The 12048-nt window shown below is 58.0% G+C and carries 8 protein-coding genes; 6 read left to right on the forward strand and 2 right to left on the reverse strand.

Annotated elements, in window-relative coordinates:
• Positions 1 to 239 precede the first annotated feature (239 nt).
• From I9H09_RS12000 to I9H09_RS12020, 5 genes are all read left to right on the forward strand, one after another.
• Entirely contained in the window at positions 240 to 1742 is a 1503-nt protein-coding gene (locus I9H09_RS12000; RefSeq protein WP_191867773.1) for a hypothetical protein, read from the forward strand.
• A 2-nt stretch (positions 1743 to 1744) separates the two neighbouring features.
• Positions 1745 to 3145: an aminotransferase-like domain-containing protein gene (locus I9H09_RS12005; protein WP_122347538.1), complete on the forward strand. Its 1401-nt coding sequence runs from the start codon at positions 1745 to 1747 to the stop codon at positions 3143 to 3145.
• Between the two features lie 105 nt (positions 3146 to 3250).
• Positions 3251 to 5578, forward strand: coding sequence for an ATP-dependent DNA helicase (locus I9H09_RS12010; protein ID WP_122347537.1), 2328 nt, complete (start codon positions 3251 to 3253; stop codon positions 5576 to 5578).
• 115 nt (positions 5579 to 5693) lie between these two features.
• On the forward strand, positions 5694 to 7340 hold the full coding sequence (gene pgm / locus I9H09_RS12015) for a phosphoglucomutase (alpha-D-glucose-1,6-bisphosphate-dependent) (protein WP_053932670.1): 1647 nt from the start codon (positions 5694 to 5696) through the stop codon (positions 7338 to 7340).
• A gap of 160 nt (positions 7341 to 7500) precedes the next feature.
• A protein-coding gene (locus I9H09_RS12020) for an IS3 family transposase (RefSeq protein WP_183136713.1) occupies positions 7501 to 8723 on the forward strand; the annotation gives its coding sequence in 2 pieces (ribosomal slippage) (positions 7501 to 7852 and positions 7852 to 8723; 1224 coding nt in all).
• A gap of 48 nt (positions 8724 to 8771) precedes the next feature.
• Here I9H09_RS12020 and I9H09_RS12025 read toward each other — a convergent pair.
• A complete protein-coding gene (locus I9H09_RS12025) occupies positions 8772 to 9047 on the reverse strand; it encodes a peptidylprolyl isomerase (protein WP_024669302.1) in 276 nt (91 codons plus the stop codon).
• A 154-nt stretch (positions 9048 to 9201) separates the two neighbouring features.
• On the opposite strand from I9H09_RS12025, the gene I9H09_RS12030 reads away from it, so the two are divergent.
• Positions 9202 to 10371, forward strand: coding sequence for a PilT/PilU family type 4a pilus ATPase (locus I9H09_RS12030; RefSeq protein WP_005892500.1), 1170 nt, complete (start codon positions 9202 to 9204; stop codon positions 10369 to 10371).
• A gap of 98 nt (positions 10372 to 10469) precedes the next feature.
• Here I9H09_RS12030 and I9H09_RS12035 read toward each other — a convergent pair whose 3' ends face one another.
• Positions 10470 to 12047: an ABC transporter ATP-binding protein gene (locus I9H09_RS12035; protein WP_024669301.1), complete on the reverse strand. Its 1578-nt coding sequence runs from the start codon at positions 12045 to 12047 to the stop codon at positions 10470 to 10472.
• Position 12048: the final 1 nt, after the last annotated feature.

A 12048-nucleotide genomic window follows, 5' to 3' on the forward strand; every position in this document is an offset into this window, starting at 1 on the left:
CTTCCATGACTATGTCGGGCGTTTAAACTAAAGGTTTATGGCGCTGTATAGTTTTACGGTCACCGCGCGCTTTTTGAAAGCAAACTGTATATTGTAATTATCCTGAAGGCCCTGATAATACTTCGGTCATTATTACTCAGGGAATGAGTCATGCCCGACCACACACTTGATTGTCAGCCTGATCTTCGATGCGGTGCCTGCCTATTGTTGTTGTCTGAACGACAGGCAGGGGACGCCCAATGAGTTCTATCCACGAACAAGCCATGAATTACGTCTACCAACAAGTACTGCAACGGCTGTTGGGGTACTTCACGCGTGCGGAACGAACGGCACTGCAGTTATTGATTCAGCGGTTGATTGTCGCTGCAGGCGGAATCGAAAGGATTTCCGGTTTCAAGGTGCTGGTTCTTTTTGGTGGCGGCAAGGACAGCGCCTACACACTGGCTTTTTTACGCGCTGCGCAGTTGAGCATTGCTTGCCGGTCGCCAGGCACGTTCAGCCTGCGAGTTGCCAACCGGCGTCATGCGGGCATGACGCCGGCGGTCATGGACAACATCAACCGTACCTATTCCGCGCTGTTTCTGTATGACGACCCACGCGTGGAAATGCTGGTGATCGACAATCAGTACACCCAGTCGTTTGAGCCGGATCTGCCTTTTTCCAGCGCCGGTCGAGAGCAGAATCGTCTGGACATGCTGCTGGGTGGTCATCTGTCCGCAGGAGACGCTCGCACCACGTTCTGCAATTCTTGCTACTTGGGGCTGGCCGAGTTCGTGGGACGTGCGCTGAGCTGGGGGAATGGCGTCGATGCAGTGGTCAGTGGCGATTCGCGCAGGGAGCAAAAGCAGTACATCACCTGGATCATGCGCCTGGCCCAGCGCACCGGGCAATACTCCGGCAGCTGGCGCGGTCAGACCCTGACCGGCGTGCTTCAGGTGATCGACACCATCGGACAGGCCTATTATCACGAGTTATACGGGGAGGGCGATGAATACCCTCGAGCGGTTCGCCCCCTCGCTTATACGGAGAAAGCCAGCGCTCCTGCGTTCATCACCATCGCCGATCTGGTCAGTTGCAAGGCAGACGAGCACTGGACCTTGCTCACCGAGTTTCTGGATTTTCGCTTCGATGACCTGTCGTTCAGCTTCAGTGAGTCCGATTGTGCCAACCCTTTGCTCATGGCGCACCTGCGGGGTCTGACCACCCAGTACCTGCAAGGGCGCACCTACGCTGACGGCATCGCTGAATACCTGCAGTTGGCAACCTCCCTGATGCGCAGAAAACAAATGCCGAAGCGGTTGGTCGATCAGGCGCTCGGCGCCTATGCCGGTAGAGCGCGCATCGAGGCGCGTCGCGAGCTGGCGTCTGGCTTCGCTCAGGACGGTTTCGGCCTGAACGAAACTCAATTGGTCTGCATGCTGTTCTCACCCTTCGTGAATCAGGGTGATGGCCTGGAGATGTTTCTGCGCCGCTGCCACCCCGGCATGCTGGTCGCGTTGCCGGATCTGCATAAGGCGCTGTCAGGCTCGACCGCCCCGGAACAGGTGATGCAATGGCTGGTGGATATCAGCGGTTTAAGCCTAAAGTCGCTGCAAAACCTATATTGCAAGCAGCGGGTCGACTTCGCTGACGAGAACTCGATCATCGCCCGCATACGCGCTGCAGACCCCGACAAACGTCAGGTCATGACCGTTGACCCGGCTACTGGTCAGGCCATGGCAGAAATACTCTCCGGACGCTGATCATGAAAAGCAGATCGGACTTCGCTTATCAGGCGATCTATCGCTATCTGGCGCGTCTGGCTGATGAGAAGCAAGGTGGGCTGCTGTTGAAGATGCCGTCTTTGCGTCAGCTTGCTAACCGTCTTGGTGTGTCGATATCCACGGTACAACGTGCCTATTCGCTGCTCGAGAAAGAAGGGCGGGTCTACTCGTTGGCCAAGTCTGGCTATTACTCGGCACCGCTTGGTCAGGACAGGCTCGTAGGCGCTGACTGCGAAGGTGATCTGTTACAGGTTCTACAGCACAACGCTCAGCGTCCGGGAATGGTCCTGCTGGGCGGCGATGACCCCACATTGCTTCATCCTCTGGAAAGTCCGTTGCTGGCGATGGAGCGTGAGTTGATTCGACACTATCCGCGCCCCCAGGCGCCTGGTTTTCAGCCCTTCGGTGACGCGGAATTGCGCAGCGCGTTGGCGGCCCGTTACACGCTTAATGCGGAGCACTGCTGGCACGCCGACCATGTCTACATCGCACCTGATCTGTCAGGGGCGATCAAGGCCGTGCTTGAAACCTTGGGCCTGCGTGGCGCGAAGGTCCTGGTTGAGTCGCCTTGTGCCTGGACGTTGTTGCATTTGCTGCAATCATTCGACATTCAAGTCGTCGAGCTACCGCTGGATCAGGGCGGCAATCTCGATCCAGAAGGGCTCGATGACCTCTTACAGACAAACCACATCGGTCTCGTAGTGTTGCCCTCGGGACTGAATCCGGTGCGAGGAAGTGTGCGATTGCCAGCCAATAACCAGGCGATCGCCACGGTACTCAATCGTCACAAGGTATGGGTGCTGGAAAACGATACGCACAGCGAGTTGCAGTTTGTCCCCGATCCGTTGCGTCTACGCCAATTGATTGACCCGCAGCGACTGGTGATCATCGGTGCATTCGACAAGCGTCTGGGGCCTGAAGCGCCCTACGGTTATTTGCTGTGCCAGAATCTTGAAGCGCAATGGCAGCGGTACTTTCTGCTGCGGGCTTTCAAAATGCCTCCGGTTCGCCAGCGGGCCATCGCGAGGCTGTGCAGCAATGGACGACTGGACGCATACCTCAAGGTGTTGCGGGAGACGCTGATCATGCGTGCGCAGTCCATGACACAGCTATTGGATGAGCATATGGGCGGGCTGCTGCGCTATGAAGTCCCCGAGGGTGGTTGCGGAATCTGGGTCGAGAGCGTGTCTGTCGTCGACATGCGTCAGGTGTTCGATGTGCTGTTGGCTCAGCGTATTGTCGTGACTCCGGGCGAACTGTTCAGTCTGCGAGGCGATTATGGGCAATATCTGCGCCTCAGTTTCGCCATCGACTGGAGTTGCGATCCAGTCATATGGCCAACGGCTCTGGCAGAGGCCCTGAAGGGCGCACGTCATGCATGAATCCTCAGGCGGCAGGCCGTCGATCCATTTGTATTTGCCAGACGTGTTTCAAGGCTGTTAACTGGACGCCTGTCCAGTATTTTCAACCAATGGCTACCCCTCGCAGTGACCCTTATTGCCCCTGTACATCCCGATCCGGCACCTGCCATCGATGACGATGCTCCCGCGCGTTATGTGGTGGCCGTGCGCGCGTTGTGCGAGTTCACCGCCAAGGCTGGCGATCTCGACCTGCGTTTCACGCCATCGCCTACCGCGCAGGAAGGGATTGCCGGGCATCGCACGGTTGCTTCGCGTCGTGGTGCCGATTATCAGGCCGAGCTGTCGTTGGCGGGCGACTACCGGGAACTGACGGTGAGGGGCAGGGCGGACGGCTATGACGCAGGTCGCAACCAGCTTGAAGAAGTGAAGACCTATCGCGGCGAGCTGGACGCCATGCCCGCCAACCATCGTCAATTGCATTGGGCGCAGGTGAAGATTTATGGCTGGCTGCTGTGTCAGCGTCTGCAGCTCAGGGAGGTGACGCTGGCACTGGTCTACTTCAATATCGTCAGCGAACAGGAGACCCTCATTCGCGAGTCGTTCAGCGCCGCGACGCTGCAAGCGTTTTTTGAACAGCAGTGCACGGTCTTTCTGGGCTGGGCTCGGCAAGAACTGGCGCATACCCGAACGCTTCATCAGGCGCTTGGTAGCCTGACGTTCCCCCATGCCTCGTTTCGTACCGGGCAGAGAGTGCTGGCCGAGTCGGTGTACAAGGCGGTCAGCACCGGCTGGTGCCTGATGGCTCAGGCACCGACCGGCATCGGCAAGACCATCGGCACGCTGTTCCCGCTGCTCAAGGCAGCACCGGGCCAGAAGCTCGACAAGATTTTCTTCCTGACGGCCAAGACCCCTGGACGTCGCCTGGCGCTGGATGCACTGGGGGTCATCAAGCACAGTGCGCCCGAACTGAAATTGCGCGTGCTGGAACTGGTGGCGCGGGACAAGGCGTGCGAACACCCCGACAAGGCCTGCAACGGGGACTCCTGCCCACTTGCCCGAGGGTTTTACGATCGTCTGCCTGCGGCGCGTGCTGCTGCGCTGGAATCGCCTTGGCTGAATCAGGCTGGGGTTCGCGACGCGGCCTTGCAGCATCAGGTGTGTCCGTACTACTTGAGTCAGGAACTGGCGCGATGGGCCGACGTGGTCATTGCCGATTACAACTATTATTTCGACCTGAGCGCAATGCTGTTCGGGTTGAGTCAGCTCAATCAGTGGCGGGTGGCGGTGCTGGTCGACGAAGCGCACAACATGGTCGAGCGCGCGCGGCAGATGTACAGCGCCAGTCTGGATCAAAGCCAGTTGAAGACGTTGATCCAGAGCGCACCCGAACCCGTGAAAAAAGCGTTGCAGCGCGTGGATCGGCAATGGAGTGCCCTGCACAAGGCCCAGCCCGGTGCCTATCAGGCTTATGCGGCTGCACCGGAAAAGTTCGTCAACAGCCTGAATCTGTGTATTTCGACCATCGGTGATCATTTCAACGAGCACCCGCAGGCGGTGGATGGCACGTTGCAGGGCTTTTATCTGGAAGCCATCGGCTTTGCGCGCATTGCCGAGCTGTTCGACGAACACTTCATTTTCGACATCGCCCGGCGCGAGGCGGGCGGCAAGCGCATCCTGTCGCGTCTGAGCCTGCGCAATGTGGTGCCGGCACGTTTCATTCGTCCGCGCCTGGGCGCTGCGCGCTGCACCGTGTTGTTCTCCGCAACGCTCAACCCGCGGCATTACTATGCCGACCTGCTCGGGCTGCCGGACAACACGGCGTGGATCGATGTGGAGTCGCCGTTTCATCACGAGCAACTTGATGTGCGTATCGTCAGTCGTATTTCAACGCGTTTCACTCATCGTCAGGCGTCGCTGGCGCCGATTGTGGAACTGATGGCCGAGCAGTTCGAATCCAGGCCAGGCAATTATCTGGCGTTCTTCAGCAGCTTTGATTACCTGCAACAGGTTGCAGAACTGATGGCGCATACTCATCCGCACATCACCCTCTGGCAACAGGCCCGGGGAATGGGCGAGGAGGAGCGCCACGCGTTTCTCGAGCGTTTCACCTTGAGCAGTCAGGGGATCGGTTTTGCAGTGCTGGGCGGCGCTTTCGGCGAAGGTATCGACTTGCCGGGTGCACGCTTGATCGGCGCCTTCATCGCTACGCTCGGGCTGCCGCAGCTCAACCCGGTCAATGAACAGTTCAAACAGCGCATGGCCGCACTGTTCGGTGCTGGCTATGACTACACCTATCTTTACCCCGGTGTGCAAAAGGTCGTGCAGGCAGCTGGGCGGGTGATTCGCAGCCAGAGTGATCGTGGCGTCGTGATGCTGATCGATGATCGGTTCGCCGAGCCCAAGGTGAAACTGCTGTTTCCGGCGTGGTGGCGTCCTGAAACGTCAATCGGTTAGGGATCAATACTCAAGCGGCGCTGTCGAACTGCCAGTAAACTGCCGTAACAATTTGATTTTCATCGGCAGCAAGTCTTTCTTTTTGCTCCGAATTTCATTTCTTCGTGGAGGTTGTATGAGTCTCAGTCCTTTCGCCGGCAAGCTGGCACCTGCGCAGTTACTGGTCGATATTCCGAGACTGGTCACGGCTTACTACACGGGCCAGCCCGATGCATCGGTGCCTGTTCAACGTGTTGCGTTTGGCACTTCCGGACACCGCGGCACGTCGTTCGACCTGGGCTTCAACGAGTGGCACGTGCTGGCTATCAGCCAGGCAATCTGCCTGTATCGCAAGGCAAATGGCATCGACGGTCCGCTGTTTCTGGGTGCAGATACTCATGCGTTGTCCACGCCGGCCGCTGCCTCGGCGCTTGAGGTGCTGGCCGCCAACGGTGTTGTTGTAATGATTTCGCAAGACGACGAGTACACGCCGACTCCTGCCGTTTCTCACGCCATCATCTGTTACAACCGTGGCCGTACGTCCGGCCTGGCGGACGGCATTGTGATCACGCCTTCGCACAACCCGCCGCAAAGCGGTGGCTTCAAGTACAACCCGCCCAATGGCGGTCCGGCCGACAGCGATGTCACCAAGTGGATCGAAAACAAGGCCAACGAACTGCTGGCTGTGAAATTGGCGGGCGTTTCACGCATCAGCCATGAAAAAGCACTGCGTGCCGACACCACCCATCGCCATGACTACGTCAATACCTATGTGGCTGACCTGAAAAACGTCATTGATCTGGACGCCATCCGCGATTCGGGTTTGCGTCTGGGCGTTGATCCACTGGGCGGTGCCGGGGTGAATTACTGGTCGGCGATTGGCGAGCATTACGGCCTGAATCTGGACGTGGTCAACAAATTTGTCGATCCTACGTTCCGCTTCATGACCGTTGACTGGGACGGGCAGATTCGCATGGATCCGTCCTCCAGCCATGCAATGCAGAGCCTGATCGGCCTCAAGGATCGTTACCAGGTAGCGTTTGCCTGTGATCCGGATCACGACCGTCATGGCATCGTGACTCCCACTGGCGGGCTGATGACGCCTAATAGCTATCTTGCTGTGTCGATTGATTACCTGTTCCAGAACCGTCCCGAGTGGCGCGCTGACGCCGCTGTGGGCAAGACCGTGGTCAGCAGCGGCATGATTGATCGCGTGGCTGCACGTCTGGGACGTCGCCTGTATGAGGTGCCGGTGGGCTTCAAGTACTTCGCGCAGGGGCTGTTCGAAGGGTCGCTGGGCTTTGGCGGTGAAGAAAGCGCGGGTGCCTCGTTCCTGCGTCGCGACGGTACAGTGTGGACCACCGACAAGGACGGTCTGATTCCGGCGTTGCTGGCTGCAGAAATGACGGCCCGCACCGGTCGTGACCCAAGCGAGCTCTACAAAACTATGACCGACGCGCTCGGCGAGCCGTTTTCGACCCGTGTCGATGCCAAGGCCAATCCGCAGCAGAAGGCGCTGTTGAGCAAGCTGTCGCCGGAGCAGGTCACCTCCACCGAGCTGGCAGGCGAGTCGATTCAAAAAGTGCTCAGCAATGCGCCGGGCAACGATCAGGCATTCGGTGGCGTAAAAGTCATGACCGAAAACGGCTGGTTTGCCGCACGTCCCTCGGGCACCGAAGACATCTACAAGATCTACGCCGAAAGTTTTGTCAGTGAAGATCACCTCAAGCGCCTGGTAGCGGAAGCTCAGGTGCTGGTGGACGGTGCCATTTCGCCGAAGTGATTTAGCCGATAACGGCTGGCGTCATGTGCCTGCAACTGCGCAGGCATGAGCTGGCAGATGTATCGAGAAGCCTCGAATCGCCCGATTCGGGGCTTTTTTATTACAGCTGTCCCGTCCTGAATAAGGTTTACACCTTCTGAACTTTCCTCAGGAGGACTCAATGGATTCGGGTAAAAGGCGCAGCCAGCGCGATTACACGCTAGCCTTTAAATTATCGGTCGTAGATCAAGTTGAAAAAGGCGAGTTGAGTTATAAAGAAGCCCAACGACGCTATGGCATCCAAGGCCGGTCGACGGTGCTGGTCTGGTTACGAAAGCACGGTCGACAGGATTGGAGCCAAGGCGCATCAATTCGAGAGCAGAGGAGCAGGTCCATGACCGAGCCAACCCTCCCGCCGACACCCGAGCAGCGGATTAAAGAGCTTGAAGAACAGCTGGCGCTGAGCAACCAGAAGGCTCAGTTCTTTGAAGCCGTCGTCAACGTTCTGAAAAATGACTACGGCGTTTCTGTCGTAAAAAAGCGACCCGGCAAGTCCTCTCGCAAGGGCAAATCCAAGACCTGAGCATTACCAGGGCTTGCCTGTTCATGGGGATTTCGCGCCAAGCGTATTACAAGCGTAATCGCGCTTTTGACGCGAGGGTCTGCCGAGACCAAGAGGTGGTGGACTTCGTTTTGGAAAAGCGGCGTCGCCAGCCCAGGCTGGGAACGCGCAAGCTGCACTACTTGATGAGCGTCGAAGCTCCTGCGTCGTTGTGCGTGGGTAGAGATCGTATGTTTACCATCCTTCGTGATGCGCGCGAGCTGGTTCCGCGCAAACGGGCTTATCACAAGACCACTCATAGCCATCATCGCTTCCGTCGCCACCCCAACCTGCTCAAAGCAGGTCCGCAACAAGTCGTGGCCCATGGACCCGAACAGGTCTGGGTTGCAGACATAACTTACCTGCCTACGCAGGAAAGCGTGGCCTACATGAGCCTTGTAACAGATGCGTACTCACGCAAGATCGTTGGCCATCACGTGCATGAAAGCCTGCATGCCCAATCGGTGATAAAGGCACTGGAAAAAGCGGTAGGAGAGCGAAAAACCGATCAGATGCTGATTCATCATTCAGATCGCGGCGTCCAGTACTGTTCCGATCTCTATCAGCAGCTGCATACCAGGCATGGAATCCGGTGCTCGATGACGGATGGCTATGACTGCTATCAGAACGCTATGGCCGAGCGAGTAAACGGGATTTTGAAGACCGAGTTTCTACTCCGTCGCCCTAAAGACTTGGCAGATGCAGTGAAAATGGTTGATGAATCAGTGCAGATCTACAATGGGGAGCGGCCACACTTAGCTCTGAAATACAAAACGCCCGATGCGGTGCATCGGGCATTTTGAGCGTGAAACAGGTGTAAACCTATTTCAGGACTAGACAAGCGTTGTCTGTCAGTCGCGATAGAAGACTTGCACAAGGTGATAACCGAACTTGCTTTTGACCGGCCCGTGCACGACGCGCAATGGCTTCTTGAAGATCACCTGATCGATAGCGCCGACCATTTGTCCAGGTCGTACCTCACCCAGATCGCCGCCACGTTTGCCTGACGGGCAGCTAGAATGCTTCTTGGCCAAAACATCAAACGCCTCACCCTTGGCAATACGCTGTTTGAGCCGTTCGGCCTCTTCGGCGGTCTTCACCAGAATATGGCGGGCTTGGGCTTTCATGTCGCAATATCACCTGTCGCAAAAGGCTGCCATTATGCCTGCCATTGGTAATTGATGCCCAGACAGGCTCCCAACGCCTGCCAGGGTAGTGCTGTTGCACGCGTACCGTCGTCAAGGCGCTCCGCTTTTACTTCACTTTTGTACGGTATTGATTATGGATTTCCCGGCGTTGTTGAAGATTCTGGCCAGCCAGGATGGATCAGACCTTTATCTTTCCACCGGAGCACCGCCCTGCGCCAAGTTCAACGGGGTGCTCAAACCGCTGGGCAGTGAAACCTTCAAGCCTGGCGACGTGGCCGCGATTGCTCAGGGGTTGATGGATGAAGAGCAGAAACTTGAGTTTCTGCGCGAACTGGAGATGAACCTCGCGGTTTCGCTGGCGGGTATCGGCCGGTTCCGGATCAATATCTTCATGCAGCGCAACGAGGTGTCTATCGTTGCCCGTAACATCAAACTGGATATCCCGCGCTTCGAGGAGTTGCACCTGCCGCCTGTGTTGCTCGAGGTGGTGATGGAAAAGCACGGTCTGGTGCTGTTCGTCGGCGCCACCGGCTCAGGCAAGTCGACCTCCCTGGCTGCGCTGATCGATTACCGCAACCGGAATGCCAGCGGGCACATCATCACCATTGAAGACCCGGTCGAGTTTATCCATCGACACAAGAAATCCATCGTCAATCAGCGCGAGGTCGGCGTCGACACTCGCAGCTTCCGCGCGGCACTGAAGAACACCCTGCGTCAGGCGCCGGATGTGATTCTGATCGGCGAGATTCGTGACCGCGAAACCATGGAACACGCACTTGCGTTTGCCGACACAGGGCATCTGGTGATCTCGACCCTGCACGCCAACAATGCCAACCAGGCGCTGGACCGGATCATCAATTTCTTTCCGGAAGAGCGCCGCGGGCAGTTGCTGCATGACCTGGGCAACAACCTCAAGGCGTTTGTCTCGCAACGACTGGTCAAGACGCCTGATGGCAAGCGGCGAGCAGCGGTGGAGGTGATGATGGGCACGCCGACCATTCGCGACTTGATCCAGCGCAACGAACTGACGGAACTCAAGGGCATCATGGAGAAATCCGGCAGCCTCGGCATGCAAACCTTCGATACAGCGCTGTTCAATCTGGCGATACAAGGAGCGATCAGCGAAGAGGAGGCCTTGAAGAATGCCGACTCACAAAACAACGTGCGTTTGCGCCTCAAGCTGCACAGTGAAGGCGGAGCCGCCACACTGACCACGCCGCCCCCGGCACCGACCGGCAGCCGTACCGCAAACACCGCCGAGTGGGGCTTGGTCGACGATGAGGAGCCCGGCCCTCAGGCGTGAACCTTTCAGGTCATTGCCCAAAGGCTTGTGTACGAGTGGCGTTGTTACAACGCCAAGGGCGGAAAGTTAGCGCCGCACGCGTTCCTTTGCGCACCTCGTCATTCAGGGTGGGCAGCGGCCAGCAGTTCGCGTGTGTAGGGATGTTGCGGTGAATCGAAAAGATCGTGACTGGGCCCGCGTTCGACTACTTTCCCATCCTTGACCACGATGACGTCATGGGCCAGGGCCTTGATCACGGCCAGGTCGTGGCTGATGAACAGGTAGGTGAGCCCATGCTTTTGCTGGAGGTCGCGCAGCAGCGCAACAACCTGTTTCTGCACGGTGCGGTCCAGCGCCGATGTCGGCTCATCGAGCAGTATCAGCGCGGGTTTCAGCACCAGCGCCCGTGCGATTGCGATACGTTGACGCTGGCCTCCGGAAAACTCATGGGGATAGCGATGGCGGGTTTGCGGATCAAGGCCGACTTCTTCCAGTGCGCGAATGACCTCGGCATCGCATTGTGCAGCGTCGAACCGGCTGTGTACCTCAAGGCCTTCGCTGATGATCTGCGCCACTGACATACGCGGGCTGAGGCTGCCGTAGGGGTCCTGAAAAACCACCTGCATCTCCTTGCGCCAGGGCCGCATTTGTTTCTGACTGAGTCCATCCAGCGCCTGACCCTTGAAGCGGATGCTGCCTTGCGATTCCAGCAGGCGCAGGATCGCCTGGCCCAGCGTCGACTTGCCGGAGCCCGACTCGCCGACGATACCCAGCGTCTTGCCACGCTCGATACTCAGGCTGATGTCGTCCACCGCTTTCAGGTATTCCTTGTGCTGCCGCAGAATGCCGCCGGTGAGAGAGAACCAGACCTTGAGATGATCGACCTGCAGCACCGTTTCTCGAGAGTCGCGCGGCAGCGGTTCGCCCGCAGGCTCGGCGTCAAGCAGCAATCGGCTGTAAGGATGCTGCGGTGACTTGAACAGCGATTTGCAGTCCGACTGCTCGACAATCTCGCCCGCGCGCATTACGCAAACCCGCTGCGCCACACTGTGAACCAGGTTCAGATCATGGCTGATCAGCAGCAGCGACATATTCAGGCGTTGCTGCAGCTCCTTGAGCAACAGAAGAATCTTGCGTTGCACGGTCACGTCCAGTGCCGTGGTCGGTTCGTCGGCAATCAGCAGTTCCGGTTCGCAGGCCAGCGCCATGGCGATCATCACCCGCTGGCGCTGGCCGCCCGACAGTTCGTGCGGGTAGGCTTTCAGGCGCTTCTCCGGCTGCTGAATGCCGACCAACTCCAGCAGTTCGACAATTCGCTTGCGGGCCTCGCGCCCGCTGATTCCGCGATGCAGCAGCAACGTCTCACCAATCTGGCGTGAAACACTGTGCAGCGGGTTCAGGGAAGTCATGGGTTCCTGGAAGATCATCGCAATCCGGTTGCCACGCAGTTCACGCAGGGTACGATCATCTGCGCCAACCAGTTGCTGACCACGGTAAGTGATGCTGCCGGTGGTCTGCGTGCCAGTGCGCGGCAAGAGCTGCAGGATCGAGTGGGCGGTGACGGATTTCCCCGAGCCCGACTCGCCGACCAACGCCAGGCATTCACCACGCCTGACATCCAGGCTCAGATGGCTGACCACTTTCTGCCCATTGAAGGCGACACTGAGGTCGCGGATTTCGATCAGGGTTTCCGGCATG

It is taken from the genome of Pseudomonas tremae (assembly GCF_023278125.1).
Taxonomy (GTDB): domain Bacteria; phylum Pseudomonadota; class Gammaproteobacteria; order Pseudomonadales; family Pseudomonadaceae; genus Aquipseudomonas; species Aquipseudomonas tremae.